The 20,698-nt window shown below is 59.9% G+C and carries 17 protein-coding genes; 6 read left to right on the plus strand and 11 right to left on the minus strand.

Going from position 1 to position 20,698, the window contains the following annotated elements; genetic code table 11:
- Positions 1-27: 27 nt before the first annotated feature.
- The 7 genes from M8997_RS16880 to M8997_RS16910 all read right to left on the minus strand — a co-directional run bounded on the left by M8997_RS16880 (position 28) and on the right by M8997_RS16910 (position 8,119).
- The gene (locus M8997_RS16880) at positions 28-807 is read right to left on the minus strand and encodes an SDR family oxidoreductase (protein WP_250015871.1); all 780 of its coding nucleotides are present in this window, start codon (positions 805-807) and stop codon (positions 28-30) included.
- A gap of 10 nt (positions 808-817) precedes the next feature.
- A complete protein-coding gene (gene dgoD, locus M8997_RS16885) occupies positions 818-1,966 on the minus strand; it encodes a galactonate dehydratase (RefSeq protein WP_250015873.1) in 1,149 nt (382 codons plus the stop codon).
- A 13-nt stretch (positions 1,967-1,979) separates the two neighbouring features.
- Positions 1,980-3,605 carry a GMC family oxidoreductase gene (locus M8997_RS16890; protein WP_250015876.1) on the minus strand — a complete coding sequence of 542 codons (1,626 nt, stop codon included), beginning with the start codon at positions 3,603-3,605 and terminating at the stop codon, positions 1,980-1,982.
- Positions 3,606-3,613: 8 nt separating this feature from the next.
- Positions 3,614-4,519: an aldose 1-epimerase gene (locus M8997_RS16895; RefSeq protein WP_250015878.1), complete on the minus strand. Its 906-nt coding sequence runs from the start codon at positions 4,517-4,519 to the stop codon at positions 3,614-3,616.
- 6 nt (positions 4,520-4,525) lie between these two features.
- Positions 4,526-5,533: an ABC transporter permease gene (locus M8997_RS16900; protein WP_250015881.1), complete on the minus strand. Its 1,008-nt coding sequence runs from the start codon at positions 5,531-5,533 to the stop codon at positions 4,526-4,528.
- Between the two features lie 12 nt (positions 5,534-5,545).
- The gene (locus M8997_RS16905; protein WP_250015883.1) at positions 5,546-7,069 is read right to left on the minus strand and encodes a sugar ABC transporter ATP-binding protein; all 1,524 of its coding nucleotides are present in this window, start codon (positions 7,067-7,069) and stop codon (positions 5,546-5,548) included.
- Positions 7,070-7,147: 78 nt separating this feature from the next.
- The gene (locus M8997_RS16910; RefSeq protein ID WP_250015884.1) at positions 7,148-8,119 is read right to left on the minus strand and encodes a substrate-binding domain-containing protein; all 972 of its coding nucleotides are present in this window, start codon (positions 8,117-8,119) and stop codon (positions 7,148-7,150) included.
- Between the two features lie 211 nt (positions 8,120-8,330).
- On the opposite strand from M8997_RS16910, the gene M8997_RS16915 reads away from it, so the two are divergent.
- The 5 genes from M8997_RS16915 to M8997_RS16935 all read left to right on the plus strand — a co-directional run bounded on the left by M8997_RS16915 (position 8,331) and on the right by M8997_RS16935 (position 15,037).
- Positions 8,331-9,101, plus strand: coding sequence for a FadR/GntR family transcriptional regulator (locus M8997_RS16915; RefSeq protein WP_250015885.1), 771 nt, complete (start codon positions 8,331-8,333; stop codon positions 9,099-9,101).
- Between the two features lie 104 nt (positions 9,102-9,205).
- The gene (locus tag M8997_RS16920; protein ID WP_250015886.1) at positions 9,206-10,186 is read left to right on the plus strand and encodes an arabinose ABC transporter substrate-binding protein; all 981 of its coding nucleotides are present in this window, start codon (positions 9,206-9,208) and stop codon (positions 10,184-10,186) included.
- 75 nt (positions 10,187-10,261) lie between these two features.
- Positions 10,262-11,767, plus strand: a complete 1,506-nt coding sequence (gene araG / locus M8997_RS16925) for an L-arabinose ABC transporter ATP-binding protein AraG (protein ID WP_250015887.1) — start codon at positions 10,262-10,264, stop codon at positions 11,765-11,767.
- A gap of 16 nt (positions 11,768-11,783) precedes the next feature.
- Positions 11,784-12,737: an L-arabinose ABC transporter permease AraH gene (gene araH, locus M8997_RS16930; RefSeq protein WP_250015888.1), complete on the plus strand. Its 954-nt coding sequence runs from the start codon at positions 11,784-11,786 to the stop codon at positions 12,735-12,737.
- 131 nt (positions 12,738-12,868) lie between these two features.
- Entirely contained in the window at positions 12,869-15,037 is a 2,169-nt protein-coding gene (locus M8997_RS16935; RefSeq protein ID WP_250015889.1) for a TonB-dependent siderophore receptor, read from the plus strand.
- Between the two features lie 143 nt (positions 15,038-15,180).
- Here the strand turns inward: M8997_RS16935 and M8997_RS16940 are convergent, their stop codons facing one another.
- The 4 genes from M8997_RS16940 to M8997_RS16955 all read right to left on the minus strand — a co-directional run bounded on the left by M8997_RS16940 (position 15,181) and on the right by M8997_RS16955 (position 19,115).
- Entirely contained in the window at positions 15,181-15,561 is a 381-nt protein-coding gene (locus M8997_RS16940) for a VOC family protein (RefSeq protein WP_250015890.1), read from the minus strand.
- Positions 15,562-15,726: 165 nt separating this feature from the next.
- Positions 15,727-16,716 (minus strand): TRAP transporter substrate-binding protein, encoded by a 990-nt coding sequence (locus M8997_RS16945; RefSeq protein WP_250015891.1) that lies wholly within the window; start codon positions 16,714-16,716, stop codon positions 15,727-15,729.
- A gap of 220 nt (positions 16,717-16,936) precedes the next feature.
- On the minus strand, positions 16,937-17,908 hold the full coding sequence (locus M8997_RS16950; protein ID WP_250015894.1) for a cupin domain-containing protein: 972 nt from the start codon (positions 17,906-17,908) through the stop codon (positions 16,937-16,939).
- Positions 17,909-18,170: 262 nt separating this feature from the next.
- Positions 18,171-19,115 (minus strand): 2-hydroxyacid dehydrogenase, encoded by a 945-nt coding sequence (locus tag M8997_RS16955; protein WP_371929595.1) that lies wholly within the window; start codon positions 19,113-19,115, stop codon positions 18,171-18,173.
- Between the two features lie 421 nt (positions 19,116-19,536).
- Here M8997_RS16955 and M8997_RS16960 point away from each other — a divergent pair, with 421 nt between their 5' ends.
- Positions 19,537-20,664: an iron-containing alcohol dehydrogenase gene (locus M8997_RS16960; RefSeq protein ID WP_250016075.1), complete on the plus strand. Its 1,128-nt coding sequence runs from the start codon at positions 19,537-19,539 to the stop codon at positions 20,662-20,664.
- Positions 20,665-20,698: the final 34 nt, after the last annotated feature.

Consider the following 20,698-nt stretch of genomic DNA (forward strand, 5'->3'; position numbering starts at 1 on the left):
CTGGAATTATCGCTCTGCCCAGCCTGGTCAAGCCGGATGTTGCTGAACACTCAATCCGCCGTCGATGGTCAAGCAGGTCGCATTCATGAAGGGACATTCATCTGAAACCATGAAAACGGCCGCCATCGCGATCTCTTCGGGGGAAGCGATTCTTCCTCCTGGATGCAGCTTCATCGTTTCTGCCTTTGCCGCCTCGGGGTCTGGGAAGCTGTTCCAGTAGTCGATGACCTTCTGCGTCGAGACATAGCCGGGTGCCAGCGCATTGACGCGGATATTCTTCGAGGCGTATTCGAGGCCGAGCGACTTGGTCATGCCGAGCAATGCGTGTTTCGCCAGCGGGTACGGGAATGTATGCGGGATGATGGTGAAGGCGTGAGTGGAGGCAATGTTGAGGACGACGCCGCCGCCGGCCTCGATCATGCCGGGCAGCACCGCCTTGCAGCAGTTCCATGCGCCCTTGAGGTTGATGTCGAAGCAGCGGTTCCATTCCTCATCGCTGGTTTCGAGAGGTTCGGCAAACACATTCACGCCGGCGTTGTTGACCAGCGCGTTGATCGGACCGATCTCTTCGGCGGCCCGGCGCACAGCGTCGGCCATTGCAGCAGCTCCGCCTATATCCGCCGCCATCCAGCCAAGCTTGCCGCCCGCCTCCCGGAGCGCGCGAGCCTCTTTCTCCAGAAGCTCGCGATCGAGATCTATGAGGTACAGGGACGCTCCTTCCCGTAGAAAGGCTTTGGCAATTGCGAGCCCAATTCCCTGAGCCGCTCCGGTCACAAATATCCGCTTTTTCGTCAGGCGTCCGGTCATCGTGTTCTCCTTACCATTCAGCAAAGCTACCGTCCGGGTGACGCCAGATCGGGTTGCGCCAGCGATGGCCCTCCTTCGCCCGCTCGATCACGTAGGCTTCGTCCACCTCGACCCCCAGCCCCGGCCCCTGGGGGATGCCGACAAAACCGTCGGCGTAGTGAAACACGTCCTTGTTGGAGATGTAATCCAGGATGTCGTTGGACTCGTTATAGTGGATACCAAGGCTCTGTTCCTGGATGAAGGCATTGTAGGAAACGGCATCGATCTGAAGGCATGCGGCCAGTGCGATTGGACCGAGTGGGCAATGCGGTGCAAGTGCCACGTCATAGGCCTCGGCCATCGCCGCGATCTTGCGGCATTCGGTAATCCCGCCGGCATGGGACAGGTCAGGCTGGATGATGTCAACGAACCCTCCCTCGAAAACCGACTTGAAGTCCCAACGCGAATATAATCGCTCGCCAAGTGCTATCGGCGTCGAGGTGTGATTGGCGATTTCCTTCAGCGCTTCCTTGTTCTCGGAAAGAACCGGCTCCTCGATGAACATCAGCTTGTAGGGATCGAGCTCCTTGGCCAAGACCTTGGCCATCGGCTTGTGTACCCGGCCGTGGAAGTCGACGCCAATGCCGATATGCGGACCAACTGCTTCACGGACGATGGCAATCGTCTCGACTGCCTTCTCCACCTTTTCATTCGTATCGACGAACTGCATTTCCTGGCAGCCATTGAGCTTTATCGCCTTGAACCCGCGCGCGACCACCTCCTGCGCGTTGCGCGCGACATCCGCCGGACGGTCGCCACCGATCCATGAATAGACCTTGATCCTATCCCTGAGCTGCCCGCCGAGCAGGGAATGCACCGGTTGGCCAAGGGCCTTTCCCTTGATGTCCCACAGGGCCTGGTCGATCCCCGCAAGCGCAGACATATGAACGGCGCCCCCGCGGTAGAACCCGCCACGATACAGGATCGTCCAGTGGTCTTCGATGAGGAACGGGTCTTTCCCTATCAGGTAGTCGGCCATCTCCTGAACCGCCGTTTCGACGGTCAGCGCCCGGCCTTCGACGACGGGCTCGCCCCATCCGCTCACACCTTCGTCGGTTTCGATCTTCAGGAACAGCCAGCGCGGCGGGACGATATACGTGGTAAGCTTGGTGATCTTCATAATCAGGTTCCGATCAGGCGAGGATGAGGTCGGCCGCTTTTCCGGCGGCTGCAAGAACGGCGGCATTGGTATTGCCGCTGACAATGGTGGGCATAAGGGAGGCGTCGATCACGCGCAGGCCGCGCGTGCCTCGTACTTTCAGGCTGGCGTCCAACACGGCTTCCGGATCGCCATCTTGCCCCATCTTGCACGTGCCGACAGGATGATACCCCGTCTTGACGGTACGCTTGCAGTGAGCGGCAATTGCTTCGTCGCTTACCACATCGGCACCCGGGAAGATCTCCTTGTCGATCAGGTCACGCATCGGCGACGCCGCCAGCACCGTGCGGGCGAAACGAAAGCCTGCCATGGTGATGCGCAGATCGTCTGGATGCCCGAAAATCCGAGTATCGATGACCGGATCTGCGAATGGATCGCTTGAAGCGAGGGTGACCGATCCCCTCGCCTTCGGCCGCAACAACAACGAATTGATGGTGACGCCGTCGCCAGGCTCCGTTCCCATGACATCGCGGTCGAGGTAAACGGTCGGGACGCAGAACATCTGGATCGTCGGCCGTTCGTTGTTTCCATCTGGATCATAGAAGGCGCAGCTTTCGACGCCCGTGGTGGAGACGGGACCTGACCTGAACATCAGGTACTGCAGCCCGGCCTTGACCATCGGCCAGCCGCGGTCCTGCTTGTAGTAACCGAAGGCCCCCTTCGTGGTCGCGACGACCGGGCATTCGTAATGATCCTGAAGGTTCTTGCCGACCCCGGGCAAGGCGACTTTCACCTTGATGCCGTGCTTGGATAGCTCGCTCTCCGGACCAATACCGGAAATCATCATCAACTTCGGAGTCTGATAGGCGCCCGCTGCCAGGATGACTTCAGCTCCTGCGAGCGCTGACCTCGGCGCGCCGTTGCGAACGTATTCGACGCCGACCGCACGATCCCCTTCGAGCTTTACCGCAGTGACCGTGGCCCCCGTTTCGATCGTCAGGAGCGGATTTTTCATCACCGGCGCAAGAAACGCATCGACCGCATTTGACCGTCTGCGCGTCTGCCAGTCGATCGTGTGCTGCATGAAGCCGACGCCGAACTGTTCAGCGCCATTGAAATCCGGGTTATAGGGAATGCCCATCCCCTGCAGGGTCTTCAGGTAGGTACGGGTCATCGGGCTCGTGTGACCCAGATGGGAAATCTTCAGCGGCCCACCCACGCCGTGATATTCTCCGGCCAGATGATCGTTGTCTTCCTGCGCCTTGAAGTAACGCAGCAGGTCCCGGTATGACCATGCTCCATCATTTGAGCCCGGGGCGGTCACGAGCTCGTTCCAGAGATCGAAGTCGGCCGCCTGGCCACGCATGTAGACCATCGCGTTGACGGTACTCCCACCGCCAAGCACCTTGCCCTGCGGCACGATCGGTCCGCGCCCGTCGAGCTGTGGCTGCGGCATCGTCTTGTGCATGGCGAGGTAGGTGTCCCTTGCCAGGAACTTCATGTATCCGGCGGGGAAGTTCATGATCGGGTTCGGCTTTGCGGGGCCGCGCTCCAGAAGCAGCACGCGGGCCCGCCCTTCGGCCACAAGTCTTGCCGCGACAACGCAGGCGGAGCTGCCACCGCCAACGATGATGTAGTCGAAGCGGTTCGGATCAGACATGTGTTCTCCTAAAGGACATTCGTGTGCTCGATAGCCTGGGGACGCAAGCGGATGCTGCCGGAAAGCTGCTGCCCGGGCTGAAGGACCTGAAGCCCCCCGAGATCTGGCATGTTGTGGCCGTTGGCCAAATGGGACATCGGCTCGAAGCAGAAGTAGTCGCGCCTGAATTGCGGATCGAAGGCCGTATCCGAAACAAAGATGAAAGCGTGTCGGAACAGCGGATCTGCCGTCAGGTGAAGTTGCGTATCCCATTCCGGCCAGGAGATAACCGCCTCGCCCGACCAGTCCTGGAAACCGTTATTGACCCAGCGGTGAGGCAATGGTGACGGCCGGCGGAAATCGAGATCGGCGGGCAGCTCCGTCGCCTCCCCCGGTAGCCAGCCCTCCACCTCCGTCCAGAACGTGCGGGCCGGCGCAAGCAGTGTCGTCTGTGGCGTCATCGGGAAATAAGGATGCCACCCCAGGCCAAAGGGCAAAGGCTTGCTGCCATCGTTCTGAACCGAAAGCTTCAGCTCCAGCGCGCCGTCCTTCAACGAGAACTGTTGCCTGGCGCGATAGATGTATGGCGTACCTTCGCCCCGGTGGGAGAAGCCGAGGACAACATGCTCATCCGCCTGCTCTTCAACGGCCCACTCCGACTGCCAGCCTTCACCATGGAGGTAATGGGGGTCCCACGAGGTGTTGGCGCTAAAACGAAATTCCTGGCCCGCGAACTCGAAGCGATTGTCCCTTACGCGGTTGCCGAAAGGCACGAGGGGATAGCAGGAGGAAGATAACGCATCCGCATCGTCGGGCGCATCGCGCAGCAGCGGTACGCGATGCTTTCCGTCGTCCTTCCAGAAGCCGAGGATCGACCCGCCCATCGTGGAGAGCCGCAGAAACAGGGACCCGGATCTCAAATTGATGATCGACATCAGCGATCATCCCTTGTTGCGCGCGAGGCTGCGCTTGATCGCCTGGATGTTGGCCAACACCGCGATGACGATGATCAGGCCGCGCACGACCTGCTGGAAGAACGGGTTGATGCCGAGCAGCACCAGGCCATTGCCGATCAAGGTGATGACCAGAACGCCAAGAAGGGTGCCGAGCATGGAGCCGCGCCCGCCCGACAGAGCCGTGCCGCCCACGACAACCGCTGCTATAACGTCGAACTCAAGACCATTTGCGGCTGTCGCATTGCCGGAGCCCAGGCGCGACACCAAGAGGATACCGGAGATCGCCGCCATCGCGCCGCCGACTGCAAACAGGGCCACCCGGATGCGAGCGACGCTGATGCCGCTGAGGAACGCGGCGTGGGCATTGCCGCCAATTGCAAAGACGGACCTGCCAAATGCTGTTTTCCTGCTGATGAAGGCGAAGACTCCGAACAGCACGAGCATGACAATCGCTGCGGGCGGAATCCCGAAGATGGAGCGGTCCAGCGCATCGAGCATGTCGTTGCGACCGATCGAGACCGGCAAGGCGTCCGTGACAAACAAGGCAGTTCCACGAAGCGCGCTCCACATGCCGAGCGTGCCGACGAAGGAGGGTACATCGAAATATGCGCGCAGGACTCCGGGGATCGCGCCAAGCAGCGCGCCGAGCGCTATGGCTAGAACGAAAGCCACCGGTGTGGGCATGCCCATCTGCAGGAGGAACGCGAGGATCACCGAAGTGAAGGCGACCATGGGACCGACGCTGACGTCGATCTCGCCGGCGATGATGATCAACGTGACCGCCCATGCGGCGATGCCGATCGTCGCGGCATCGCGAAGAATGTTGACCTGGTTGTTGAACGACATGAAGCCGGGGGCGGTCGCCGAGAAGATGACGTAGAGGACGACAATCGCAAAGAACAGGCTAAGCTCGTTCATATGCTGCGAGAACGTGAAGCCTGCTCTTGTGGCCTTGTCAGATGCGGCCGGTTTGGCAGCGTGATCGAGCGACATGGTCTGTCTCCCTCAATGTCCGGTAATGCAGGCTGCCATCAGGCTGTCCTGATCGATATTTGGTGATCTGAATTCTTCCTGCAGCGCCCCGTCTCTCAGGACGAGCACGCGGTCGCAGACCAGCGGCAGTTCCTCGATCTCGCTGGAGACGAAGATGATGCTGCGCCCCTCCTCCGCCAGTTGGCGAATGATCGCATAGATCTGCGCCTTCGCTTCGACGTCGACACCACGTGTCGGCTCGTCGAGCAGCAGGACGCGGCTTCCTGCATAGACCCAGCGTCCTATGACCACCTTCTGCTGGTTTCCGCCCGACAGGGTGCCGATTGGCGTGTCGGTCCTTGCGGTCTTGACATGCAGGCGGTCGACGATCTTGCGCGTCGCTTCCGCCATCCGGCGGGCCGACAGGATGCCATTGCTGCTGACGCCCGCAAAGTTGGTCGAGAGCGTGTTCTCATCGACGCCGAGCAGCGGCACGATCCCTTCTTCCTTTCGGCTTTCAGGCGTGTAGCCGAAGCCGTTGCGGAGCATCCGCTTGTAGTCGGCATGCCTGACCGGACTGCCATCGACCAAGACATCGCCCGCATCGGGCCGCCGCACCCCCATGATGGCTTGCAGCAACTCGGTGCGGCCCGATCCGAGCAGGCCAGCGACGCCAAGCACTTCTCCCTTGCGGAGGGCGAAGGAGACCGAGGCAAGTTTGGGCGCAAGGCCGAGGTTCCTGACCTCCAGCACCACTTCAGCCTGGCTCCTGTCTTCCAGCGCAGCAGCCTGCGAGGCCTCCGAACCCAACATCAGTCGTACGATTTCGCGGGTGTCGGCTCCCTTCACATCGACGGTGTCGATAATCTTGCCGTCCCGCATGATCGTTGCCGAGTGAGCGATCTGGCGGATCTCGTTCATCCGGTGGCTGACATATATAACGGCGATGCCCTGTGCCGCGACACGGGTGACGGCTGCCATCACCTTTTCTGCTTCCGCGGCTGCAAGCGAGCTGGTCGGCTCGTCAAGTATGATCAGCTTGGGTCGACCAAGCATGGCGCGCGCGATCTCAAGCAGTTGCTGTTCTGCAGGGCTCAAGCCCGCAACCAAACCGTCTGGCGCAAGATCAAGACCAAGAAGCTTCATCGCCTGCGCTGCCTCGGCCTCCATCGTTCGGTATTGGATTACCCTGCGCTTGCGTGGCCAGCGCCCGAGGAAAAGGTTCTCGGCAAGCGTCATGCCCGGCACCAGGCTGAGCTCTTGATAAACGACGCGCACGCCTTTCTCAAAGGCCTCCTGGGCGCGACCCGACCCATTGTGTGTCAGTTCGGAGCCATCCAGCAGCACCCTGCCGCTGTCGGGTATCTCGGCTCCGGTCAGCATGCGGATGAGAGTGGATTTCCCCGCGCCATTCTTCCCGAGCAACGCCCTTACTTCACCGGGCGCTACCTCGAATGTCGCATTATCGAGAGCCAGCACGCCAGGATAGCGTCGGGTGCATCCCTGGATAGATGCTACGGGAGTCATATCGGCTTGTCGCATCTGCGTGGCAGTCATGGCAATCTTTCCGTTTGGATGCCGCCGGGATGTGCGGCGGCCCCGTCGGGTTGGGTCTCAGGTTAAGCCCGCTGGCGATCAGGGAATGCCGTCCGCATGGGCCTCAAGCCAGGCCTTGCCATCTTCGGGCGATTTGTAGACATCGATATCGTAGGCAACTTTAATGCCTTCCGGCGGCTGGCCCTCGATCGACTTGATCGCTTGCGTGAGCGCCAGCTTGCCCAGTCCCTGTCCCGAGATGTCGACCACGGCCTTGATTACGGAAAAGTCGGCCAGTTCCTGGGCGATTTCGGTTGTCATATCTCCACCAAACACCACGACCTGGCCGGTCTTGCCCTGGCTCTTGATCGCGCGTGCCGCTCCGAGGGTGGCCCCACCTGCTTCGCCGAAGAAGGCATCGATCTCCGGGTTGGACGACAGCATCGTCCCGGCGACCGACACCGCTTTATCGAGGACGGCGCCCTCCTGGTTTGCAACGATCCGGGCGCCCGGCACCTTGGCCATCAGCGCTTTTTCGAAACCCTTGCGACGGGTGACGCAAACCTCGACAAACTCGCAATTCAGGACCGCGATCTTGGGAGCATCGTTCTTCTGGGCGATAAAGTAATCAGCGGCCGCGTCACCGAGCTTGTGTCCGAACTCGAAGGGATCGCCGACCGCATAGGCCGAGACATATTCCTTCATGTCCGCTTCATTGAGGCAGGTGTTGTAGCAGACAACCGGAATTCCGGCGTCATGAGCGCGCCTGATGGCCCGATACGATCCATCGGCAGAAACGGGCGAGACGATGATTGCCTGCACCCCCGCCGAGATCAAAGAGTCGATGAACGACGACTCTTTGCTGACATCCCCTTGCGCGTTGGTTTCTACGATGTCCAGCTTGCGCCCGGCTTCGCCTGCACCGGTCTGGATGCCTTTGCGCACCCCGGCGTAGAAGCCTTGGGCGTCCATGTAGATCGCCCCTACCTTGAGATCTTCCTGTGCAGCGGCGATTGTCACGCCTGCCAGCGCGACGGCTGCCAGCAGCGCTGCGTTCCTAAAGAGCTTCATCTGCTCCTCCCTCAGATACGGTTTCTCCGCCGGCTCGGCTCTCCACGACCGGTGGCGTCAAGGTAATGGGGTAATGGGGAATGTCAACTTAAATATGATTTATTTTCCTATTTGATCAGACGCGGCTGTTCATTCATACTACCCATGGCCGTCTTGGCGAACGGAATGCTCTGGGGGAAAGATGGGGAACGAGAACTTGACAGCAGGATCGATGACAAAGGTACTGACCGAGCATGGGGCGCCGATCGCGCAGCGTGGCAAGCGTACCATTCGAGAAGCATTGCTGCACTGTCTCGTAGAGAAGATCGTTTCGGGGACCTTTCGCGAAAACTCGACCTTGCCGAATGAGGCGGAGTTGACAGAGCAATTCGGCGTCAGTCGCACCAGCCTGCGCGAGGCGATGCAATATCTTTCTGCACTTGGGATGGTTCGATCGCGCACGCGTGCCGGGACGACCATTCTCCCGCGCGAGAACTGGAACTACCTGGATCCCATCGTGCTGGACGTGATGCTGTCGGTGGGGCCGGACGACACGTTCTATTCCTCCCTAATCGACGCACGCCAGCTGCTTGAGCCTGCCGCCGCGGCGCAGGCGGCCGCCAATGCCAACGCTCGCCAGCTCTACCAGATATCGAAAGCGTTCGAAGACATGGTCGAGGCGAATTCACGTGATACCGAGGATTGGAGCCGCGCCGATCTGGAGTTCCACACGGCGATCATCGACGCCAGCGGCAACTGGGTTTACCGCCAATTTGCAAGCGCCATCCGGGCCGCGCTGCTCGCAAGCTTCCGGCTGACCAACCGCGCCAGCCAGTCGCATGAACAGGCAATTCTTACGCATCAGGATGTTCTCGAGGCCATCAGGATGCGCCGCCCTGAAGCAGCCCGACACGCGATGGAGCAACTCATCGGCGTGGCGCGGAGCGAAATGACGGACGCACTGCGGCGCGCGCGTAAGAATGCCGAGGCGTCCACTCGATAGAATGCCACGCAAAAAATCATACATATATATTGACTGATATGATATTTAATGGATAGTTGTCGAGGGTCCGCGGGGAGGCACGCGGCAAGAGGGAGAGAATATCTATGCGTTCTTTGAAAGCACTGTTGCTGGCTGGTGCCGTCGTCCTGTCGGCAAGCGCGGCATGGGCGGCTGATGTCAAGATCGGGTTCGTGGTGAAGCAGGCCGAAGAGCCCTGGTTCCAGGACGAGTGGAAGTTCGCTGAGCAGGCGGCTCAGGAGAAGGGCTTCACCCTGGTCAAGATCGGCGCGGAAGATGGCGAGAAGGTCCAGTCGGCGATCGACAACCTTGGCGCACAAGGGGCACAGGGCTTCATCATCTGCGTGCCGGACGTCAAATTGGGTCCAGGTATCGTGGCCAAGGCGACAGCGAATGACCTCAAGTTGATGACGGTCGACGATCGCCTGGTTGGCGCTGACGGCAGCCCGCTTGAAGACGTCCCTCACATGGGCATTTCCGCAACCAAGATCGGCGAGACCGTGGGCCAGGCGATTGCCGACGAGATCAAGAAGCGCGGCTGGAACATGAAGGAGGTCGGCGCGATCCGCGTCTCCTATGATCAGCTTCCGACGGCTGTCGATCGCGTCGAAGGAGCGGTCTCGGTTCTCAAGGCTGCCGGCTTCCCCGCCGAGAACATCTACGACGCGCCGCAGGCCAAGACGGATACGGAGGCAGCTCTCAACGCCGCGACAACCGTCCTCAACAAGCATTCGAACATCAAGCACTGGGTGGCATTCGGCCTCAACGACGAAGCCGTGCTCGGCGCTGTTCGAGCCTCGGAATCCGTCGGGATCAATGCCGAAAACATCATCGGGGTCGGGATCGGCGGCGCCGAGTCGGCGATCAACGAGTTCAAGAAGCCAACGGCCACGGGCTTCTTCGGTACGGTCATCATCTCGCCGAAGCGCCACGGTTACGAGACGGCGCTCAACATGTACGATTGGATCGCCAACGACAAGGAGCCGCCGATGCTGACGTTGACCTCCGGCTCACTGGCGCTGCGGAGCGATTATGAGCAGGTGCGCAAAGAGCTCGGCATCCAATAAACTGCCGCATTGAAAAGACCTCGTCCCGGCGACTCATGCTGCCGGGACCGCCTATTCACCTTCTCTGGGGCATTCATGTCGTTCCTTCAGTTCAGCGCCATCTCCAAGGGCTATCCCGGCGTCCAGGCGCTTTCCGATATCTCCTTCTCGGTCGAGAAAGGAGCCGTCCATGGACTGATGGGCGAGAACGGCGCGGGCAAGTCCACGCTCATCCGCATTCTGTCGGGCGACCAGTCCGCCGACAGCGGCAGCATCTTGATCGACGGCGAAGAGCAGGATTATCGCTCGGTGAGGGATTCCTTCCATGCCGGCGTCATCGTCATCCACCAGGAACTCCAACTGGTGCCGGAGTTGACGGTGGCGGAAAACCTCTGGCTGGGGCGTTTTCCCGGCCGGGCCGGCATTATCGACAGCCGCACCCTCGTCGAGACCGTGCGCAACAGGCTGGACGAGATCGGCATCGACATCGATCCCGCCGCCAAGGTATCCACCCTGTCCATCGGCGCCCGCCAGATGGTGGAGATCGCCAAGGCGGTGATGCTCGAAGCGCGGGTGATCGCGCTCGATGAGCCGACCTCGTCTCTTTCCTCGCGCGAAAGCGAAATCCTGTTCCGGTTGATCGATCGGTTGCGGGCCAAGGGAACGGTCATACTTTACGTCTCGCACCGGTTGGACGAGATCTTCCGCCTTTGTGACAGCCTGACCGTCCTGCGTGACGGCCGCCTTGCCGCTCATCACCCGAAAATCTCTGACACGACCCGCGAGAAGATCATCACCGAGATGGTCGGACGCGAGATCAGCAACATCTGGGGTTGGCAGGAGCGCCCTCTCGGCGAGGCGCGGCTCGAGGTGAAGAACCTTTCCGGCGCCAGGCTGCGCACCCCGATAAGCTTCACGGTCCGCAAAGGGGAAATCCTGGGCTTCTTCGGCCTGATCGGCGCCGGTCGAAGCGAAATGGCGCGGTTGCTCTACGGGGCCGATCATCGGCAAACAGGAACGGTTTCCATCGATGGCGTCACGGTTTCACCCGACAATCCCAAGGCCGCGATCAATGCCGGCATGGTGCTTTGCCCGGAGGACCGAAAGTTCGATGGCATCGTGCAGGGCCGTTCGATCGAAGAGAACATCGCCATCTCTTCCAGAAGACATTTCTCGCCTTTCGGCATTCTGAGCCCAAAGAAGGAAGCTGCGATCGCAGATCGCTTCATCGCCCGGCTGAAGGTGCGTACGCCGTCGCGCAAACAGGACATCATCAACCTGTCGGGCGGCAACCAGCAGAAAGTCATTCTGGGGCGGTGGCTTTCCGAGCAGGGCGTCAAGGTCCTCGTGATCGACGAACCTACCCGCGGCATCGATGTCGGCGCCAAGTCGGAAATCTACGAGATCCTCTACGAGTTGGCAGCGGACGGCATGGCCATCATCGTCATCTCCAGCGAACTGCCTGAGGTGATGGGCATATCGGACCGCATCATGGTCATGTGCCAGGGTCGCGTGGCCGCCAACATCGAACGCCCTGATTTCGAAGAGCGCAGCATACTGACCGCCGCCTTGCCCGACAAGAACGCAGCCCACACGATCTAATCCAGGAACGCAATCGATGAACTCGTTGAAAAAAATCCTTCTTGGCGAACAGGGGCTGGTGGTGATCTTCGCCATTGCCTTCGTGATCGTGTCGATCTTCGTTCCGAACTTCTTGACCGAGCGCAACATGCTCGGCCTCTTGCAATCGGTGGTCACGATCGGCATCGTCGCCTGCACCATGATGTTCTGCCTGGCGTCGCGCGATTTCGATCTATCGGTCGGCTCGACAGTCGCCTTTTCGGGCATGATCGCGGTCATGGTGTCCAACGCCTCCGGCTCGATCCTGCTGGGGCTCCTGGCCGCCCTTCTCGCCGGCAGCGCAGTCGGCCTCGTCAATGGCGTCGTGATCGCAAAATTCCGGATCAACGCGCTGATCACCACCCTTGCCACCATGCAGATCGTCCGCGGCCTGGCGCTGATCTCGTCCGAAGGCCGCGCCGTCGGCATCAATGATCCCAACTTCTACCAGCTGGCCTTGTCGCGCATCTTCACCATCCCGACGCCGATCTGGATCATGATCCTGCTGTTCATCGTCTTCGGCTTCATCCTCAATCGCACGGTGTTCGGCAAGAACACGCTGGCGATCGGCGGCAATCCCGAAGCCTCGCGGCTTGCTGGCGTCAACGTCGTGCGCATGCGGATATGGATCTTCGCCCTTCAGGGCCTCGTGTGCGGCGTCGCCGGCATACTGCTCGCGTCCCGCATCACCTCTGGACAGCCGAATGCTGCAACGGGCCTGGAACTTTCGGTCATTTCCGCCTGCGTTCTCGGCGGTGTTTCACTGGCCGGAGGACGTGCGGCCATGACCGGCGTTATTGTCGGCGTGCTGATCATGGGCATTGCCGAAAACGTCATGAACCTTCTCAACATCCAGGCCTTCTACCAGTATGTCGTGCGCGGTTTCATTCTCCTGATCGCAGTTCTGCTCGATAACATGCGATCTGCGGCGGCGGTCAGAGGCCGGGAATAAGGGGCCGTCGGGAGACACATGTGGCATTAATCCCACATATCCCGCAATTTACCGAAAGAGCTTGAAAAGGAAACTATTGTTCTCATGTTTTTCTGGCTACATGTCGGTCATTAATACCGACGGGTGGCCTGATGTCCTTTCATTATCAAAAGAAACTCAATCTCATAGCGCTCTCATTTTGCGGTCTGCTATATCAGGCACTTCCCGCCACCGCTCAGGACGACCGCACTGCTTCCGGTACGATCAACCTGGAGCCCATCATTATCCAGAGCGGCAGAGAAGCGAGCGCCGCGGAAGAAGCACTGGCTGGAAGCGGCCCGGTGGACGGTTACGTGGCCACTGGCACAACCACCGGCTCCAAGACCACGACGCCGATCATCGAGATTCCCCAGTCGATCTCCGTCATCACTCGCGACCAGCTTGATGATCGCAACGTCCAGACGCTTGGACAGGCCCTGGGCTATTCGGCTGGTGTCATTGCAGAGCCCTTCGGAAATGACGTACGTTATTTCAATCCGCTGATCCGCGGCTTCGAGGGCAATGACAGCGTCTACCTCAACTCGTTCCGCTTCATCCGCGATTTCGGCGCGCTGGCCTTCGAACCTTACGGCCTCGAGCGCATCGAAGTCCTGCGTGGACCTTCTTCCGTGCTGTACGGCCAGGGTGAGCCGGGCGGCATGATCAATCTGATCTCCAAGCGGCCGACATTCACGGATTTCGTCGAAGTGGGCGGCGAGATCGGGACCGACAGTCGATATGTCGGCAAAGTGGATGCGGGTGGCACGTTCGGTGAGGATTTCGCCTGGCGCTTGAACTCTCTCGGGCGGCTTGCCGACGGTGACCAGGATTTCATCACGGACGACCGCTTCCATATTGCGCCGTCAGTGACCTGGGCGCCAACTGACGACACCGCCCTCACCATTCTTGGCAGCTTCCAGCGCGACACGGGAACCTCGCAGGTCGGTCTGCCGCAGGCTGGCACCCTGGACTTCAATCCCCACGGAACCGTTCCGATCAACCGCTACCTTGGGGAACCCGATTTCAACGATAACGAAAGCTCTCTCTGGACACTCGGCTACGAGTTTCGCCATCGGTTCGACGAAGTCTTCGAATTTCGCCAGAATGCGCAATATCTGTCTTTCGACGCAGACTTCAACAACCTGTACTTCAACAGGCTGAATCCTGCAGACCTGCGCACAGTTACGCGCGGTGCAAGCGTTCAGTCGGAGGAGCTCGACAGCTTCGGCATCGACAATCAACTGGAAGCTCAATTCGAAACTGGTCTATTGGAGCACAAAGCGGTTTTCGGGATCGATTATCGCAACACCAACCAGTGGCGCTCGTCTAATTTTACCGGCAGCCGCACGACGATCGACCTTTTCAATCCAGTCTATGGCACGCCGATCACCTATGATCCTGCCCGGGCCAGCATAAGCGACGTACGCCTGATGCAGACCGGTCTTTATGTTCAGGACCAAATTAAGATCGACCGACTTTCGTTCATGCTCGGCTTGCGCCAGGACTGGGCTGAGACGCGCAATCACGAAAGCGGAACAACCCAAAGGGACCATGCTCTCACTGGGCGGGCGGGCGCCGTCTACCTGTTTGACAACGGGCTTGCACCCTTCGTCAGCTACTCCACCTCGTTCGCTCCTCAAGCTGGCACGAATGACATCACCGGCGATCTCCTGCAGCCCACCGAAGGCGAGCAGATCGAGGCCGGAATCAAGTACCAGCCTGCCGGCAAGAAGAGTTTCATCACTGCTAGCGTCTACAACCTCACCAAGACCAACATTGCCTCTGAGGAAATCAGGGCTGGCTTCCCAGGTGCGGTAACGACACAGATAGGCGAAGTGCGTTCGCGCGGCTTCGAAATCGAAGGCGTTGCGAGCCTTGCTGAAGGGCTGGATCTTCTGGCGAACTACACCTACACCGATGCCGAGATCACGCAAGGCGATATGACGGCCACGTCCACGACCGGCAACCGGCCCGCCAATATTCCGCGCCATGCAGCCTCTCTGTGGCTTGACTACACCTTTGCGGAAAGCACCGCACTGGCCGGTTTCTCGGTCGGCGGTGGCGTCCGCTATATCGGCTCGCGGTATGGCGAGAACGCCAACGCTATCTCCCTGCCTTCCGTCACCCTGTTCGACGCAGGTTTGCGATACGAGAAGAACAACTTCACCGCCGCGATCAATGTCCACAACATCGCGGATGAACGCTACGTTGCAAGCTGCAACTTCGGTTGTTTCTACGGTGAAGGTCGTTCGGTCATCGCATCCTTCAGCCATAAATGGTAACGCCTCCAGCGAAACTGGAAGCCAAACCTGCTGGGATGGATTGCAAAATTCGGTCGGGACGAAGGTGGCTTGCCGCTGACGCGATTATGACGTCAGTTCCGTGTATTGCTGCCGGAGCGCACGCGGCAAATCCTGTCCTTCAATCACGGAAGGGATGCGTCATGATCGACGTATTCCACAATGGTCCCATCGGCGTGCCTGAAGCGCGTTTTGCGCCCCACGGGCGTCTTTTGGACCGGCTCGAGTTGCTGGCCGCCATTGTTCAGCAGAATGGCGATCGCCGTCTCCAGTCGGTCAACCTTGATCGTCAACCGCGTCGCCTCAAAGGGCGCACGTCGATCGGGTAGCCCAGCGACGATCAGCACGGACAGCGTCTGTGAAGTGACTGCCGCCAGTTCCAGCTCAGTTCCGGGGTCGGTGAAGCGCAGGCTGACCTCGCCCGATAGCAGCGAACGATAAAAATCGATCGTGCGGTCGATAGCGTCAGGATCGACAAAGACGCGGACGTAGCTCTCAAGAATCATCACAATAACCAGGTCGAGAATCGTGTCACAGCGATTGCAACCCTATTGGTTCGGTATTGCTGCGTCCACCATCTGGCTGCACTTCAAACCGGACCAGACGCATTGTGCTTCTGCAGATTGACGCCGGAGCAGGTGAACCGAGCCCCGGCGCCACGAAGGTGGATGTTACTTGGCACCCATAGCCGATCGTGCCTGCTCGACCAGATCGACGCCGATCTTATCGCTGTATTCCTTCACGACAGGCGCAACGCGTTCGCTCATGGCTGCAAGCGCTTCAGGCGTCGGGCGGGTGATCTTGAAGCCCTTCGCTTCGAGTTCCCCCTCCAGATCCTCTGCGGCCTTGCGAGAAAGTTGCCGCTGGAAGGTTGCCGATTCCTTCGCGGCTTCCATGACGATCGTCTTGTCTTCCTCGGAGAGGCTTCCAAACCACTTCTGGCTCGCGAGCAGAACGAACGGGGTATAGACATGGCCCGTCTTTGCCAGATGGCCCTGCACCTCATAGAACCTTGCGGTACTGATCAGAGCGTACGGCGTCTCCTGACCGTCGACTGCGCGATTTTCGAGGGCACTGTAGAGCTCAGGCCAGGGAAGCGGCGTCGGATTGGTCCCCAGAGCCGACCAGGTCGCAATGAACAACGGGTTGGGGATGACCCGGATATTGAGCCCGGCCATATCCTCCACCGTGTTGACGGGGCGAACTGCATTGGTCAGGTGGCGGAAGCCGTTGTCCCACCATGCCAGCCCGACAATGCCGGTCTTTTCCTTCAGCTGTGCAAACAGCTGCTCGCCGACTGCGCCGTCCATGACGGCATCGGCCGCCGCGAAGTCCTTGAAGAAGAACGGAAGGTCGAAGAGCATGAATTGCGGAACGACGCCGACCAGATTGGGAGTCGGGCCGACCATGATGTCGATGAAACCGGCCTGAACCGACGATTGCATTTCGGGCTCGCTGCCGAGCACGCCGTTGCCGAACGTGTCGATCTTGATGCGACCACCGGTTTTCTCTTCCACCAGCTTCGCAAAATGGCGCGAGGCCTGTCCCACCGGATGGTCTTCCGTGGGGACGTAGCCCAGGCGCGGATTCTGGGCCACTGCGGGAGCTGCAGCCAGAAGGCTTCCCAGCAGCGCCGCCGTCAGAAACAGTATTTTCTTCATAATTCAACCTCCCAAGAATTGGTTCACAGGAACCAGAATGCGAAAACTGCCACCACTCAGGAACAGGACCGGCGTCACGACAATGGCCCGTTCGGCCACGAGTAACGATATTGCGTCCCAGGTTCCTGAAGCGGCGGGTACGCTGCTCTGCTACGGCGCCGACGTATGCGATCCCCGACCACACCGCCGGCGCCAAAGTCAGGTCAAGCCAACGGCACGATCAATCCAGCCATCCCCTGCCCGAGAGCGGGGGCATCGGGGGGTTGGGCTGGCTGGCAGTCGGCGGCCAGTTATGCGTACCGGTCGGAAAGGGATTGATGGCAATCCGCGTGTCGAACCCCGGACAATAGTTCGCTGCCGAATGCCAGCGGCCGGCCGGGACATAGACGATATCGCCAGCTTCCGAGACGAAGCCAGGCAAGCCCTCGATGTTGTATTGGATCTGGCCTTCCATGATGAACCAGAATTCGCCATAGTTGATGTGCCTGTGTCCGAGCGCCGTTGGTGGCTGCATGTTGCAGTCGCGCGCGCTGCCGCGGATCGCGTTGAGGAACAAGCCGGGAGCGACTACGAATTGGAACGCAGCCGGGTCGGTCGTGAAGTTCCTCGTAGTCACATTGCCCGTCCCAAGGGCTTCTTCGCCCGGATCCTGCCGGGTCAACGCCCAGGTCATTCCCTTCTGCGGCTTCGGCAAGGTTGCCGCCGCCTGCGGGTAAGTGATTTTGGCGTCCGCGGTGAAAACCTCGAAATGCAGGGACGGCACCGGGCCCACGTTCTTCATCTGGAACTGCGTGCGCGCGGGAACCTGAACCATGGAGCCCTTGGTCGCGGTAAACGGCGCCTGGCTCCCGACCGTGAACTCGATCGAACCCTCCCAGACAATGAAGGCCGCGCGGGTGTCCGATATGAACATGGCCGGCGACTGATCACCGACCGCCATTTGCACCCATGAAGCCTGCAGGTGCTTGTCGCTGACGACCTGCTCGTGCCAGGTCTTGGTCTGTTTCGGGCGGGGGATTCTGGCGCGTACGTCGGCAATCGTCGTCCGCGGCTTGTTCGGGTGCTTGTATGGTGCCAGCGCTACCGGCTTTGGCGTCCAAGTAAACACACTCTGTGCAAGAGCACCGGTAACCGTTACCCCCCCGATGGCCAGCGCGGCCACGAGGGCCAGTCCGCCTTTCCGTAAATTCATGACAGTCACTCCTCCTCTATCTGCTTGATCGATGGAGATCGTGAAACTGACCCAACTCCCCCAGGCATCGACCAATTCAGAAGTTCCACATAGTGGACATTTTGTCCAACATAGAATAATGGGCAGACTATTGGCGGATTGTCAACGCTTCATCTCCGCACTTCGGAGCCCACCGATCAGTTGCTTGCCGATTGGATTGAACGTCATGGCTGCTACCTTCAATTGACGGTGTGGGAAGCATCGATAGCCGAACGGACGCGGTCTAGGGGACGGGTGTGATTGGCGCTCCACTCTGGAACCAGGCGATCACGTTCTGTGCCACGAGGTCCGCCATTGCGGTGCGCGTACTGACCGACGCTGACCCTATATGTGGCAGGATTGTCAGGTTATCGAGCGCCAGCAGCTCGTCGGAGACATTGGGTTCATCCGCGAGTACGTCGAGGCCGGCAGCCGCAATGGTTCCTGTGCGCAGGGCGCTGACCAGTGCATCCTCGTCCACGACGGTTCCGCGGCCCACATTGATGAACACGCCCTCGGGCCCGAGGGCGGACAGCACCTCCGCGTTCACGCTGTTTGCGGTCGATGGATCCCCCGGTACGATGGAGATGAGCACGTCGACGGCACTGGCAAGTTCCAGAAGTGAAGGAAAGTAGTCGTACGCGACTCCGTCCGCCCGGCGCCGGCTGTGATAGGCAATAGGAAGCCCAAATGCTTCAATTCGTCGGGCGATGCAGCGGCCGATTCGCCCCATTCCATAGATACCGACCCTCCGGCGCCGCAGCGTCAGACGGCTGAGCGGGTACTCCGATGCTTTCCACCGGCCCTCGCGGACGAACGCTGCCGCCTTGGGTATCTCGCGCACGACGCTGATAAGGAGCCCCAGGGTGAGATCGGCGACCTCCTCGTTCAGGACATCAGGGGTGTTCGTGACGACGATATTCTTGCTGCGTGCGTAGGCAGCATCTACCGCGTCGTAACCGACGCCGTAGCTGGCGATAATCTCCAGGTTGGGAAGGGCGTCGATGAACTGCCGATCGATTCTTGTGCGACAGGCCACGCCACGAATTGAAGCCCGTACTTCCGGGGACAGATCGGCATGAATATCACAGTCAGGGGTTTCGACCAGCGTGAAATGCGTTCCGAGCATGCGCCGGGCATGCTCGTGCATCCAGCCTGGTATCAACACGGTGGCGGCGGGTTTCGACAACGGTTTTCCTTTCGGTTCGGGTGTGCGCCGACGCCAATTGCTACAGGCATCGGTGATTGTCGCGTGGAAGGCCTTGCGCAATGTTTTGATCGTGAATGGCAGACTTGATGACGGCTCCGTTCCCGAGCTGATCGACGGTCGCCCTCGCGGTCCGTCATCAAATGTCCATATAGTGGTCAATCTGTCTACAAATCGGTAAAGCTCTGCACTCTTTTTGTCAAGACAGGGGGCGCGTCCGCCAACACGAAGCAGAGCTTGACAATTGCAGAGTTCTGCCTAGTCTGTGGGCAATATGTCCACATGATGAACGATGTGGTTCTACGATGGTCGCGTGTTCGTATCCGCCGGCTGCACCAACTGTACCGCGTGGACGGTGGCTGCGGCGATGTATGAGGGCGGAATATCCAAGGAGTGTAGCAGTTTGAATAATATAAACTACCTTACAAGCATCAACTTCGGGCTTGGAGCAGCCGAGTCACTGGCAGAGACGTTGCGCGAACTCAGCGTATCGCGCCCTTTGGTGATCAGCGATCACGGCATCAAATCTGCTGGTCTGCTTGAACGCCCGGTTTTCGAGTTCCTGAAAACGGCGCCGGTGTTCCTGGACGTTCCCTCCAACCCTACCGAGAGCGCAGTTGCTGCTGGTCTCGCGCTGTACAGGCAAGGTAACTGCGATGGGGTAGTGGCCATTGGCGGCGGCTCACCGATCGACCTGGCCAAGGGCGTGGCGCTGCTCGCCACGCATGATGGTGAACTTGAGCATTATGCAGCGATATTGGGCGGGGTGGCGCGTATCACGGCGGCGGTAGCGCCGCTCGTGGCAATTCCGACAACGGCGGGGACTGGATCGGAAGTCGGGCGCGCGGCACTGATCACACTGGACGACGGCCGGAAGCTCGGATTCATCAGCCCGCACCTCATCCCGCGCAGGGCGATCTGTGACCCGGGTTTGACAATGGGGCTTCCCCCGGCTCTGACGGCATCGACAGGGCTCGACGCACTGTCACATTGTATCGAGACCTACCTTTCCCCCCGCTACAATCCGCCTGCAGAGGCAATTGCCACCGACGGCTTCAAACGCATCTGGAAGGCCTTGCCTGTTGCCTACGCGGACGGAGCAAACGCGGAGGCGCGGGCCGAACTCATGATGGGCGCCCTCGAGGGGGGCATGACGTTTCAGAAGGGGCTTGGAGCCGTCCATGCGCTTAGCCATGCATTGGGCGGTCTCAAGGAGGCGAAGCTTCATCACGGGACGCTCAACGCCATCTTGATGCCGACTGTCCTTCGGTGGAACGTGGAAGTTGAAGCAGTTGCCAGGAAGGTCAATTACCTCGAAAGCCTGGCGGGACTTGAAGGAGAAACCCTCGCAGACGCACTGGACGAGTTGAACGGTCGATTGGGCATCACACCCAGATTGTCCGAACTTGGGGTGCCCCGCCACGTCATCGATTGGGTGTGTGAGCGAGCCATCGCAGACCACTCTCACCCCACCAATCCACGTCCTCTGACCAAGGAAGACTACGCCGCGATCCTCGAGGCCGTTTTCTGAGCTGAGAACGTTCGTAGGCAAAATCGAGGAGTTG

Origin of the sequence: Phyllobacterium sp. 21LDTY02-6, assembly GCF_023554255.2 — a bacterium.
Lineage (GTDB): Bacteria > Pseudomonadota > Alphaproteobacteria > Rhizobiales > Rhizobiaceae > Phyllobacterium.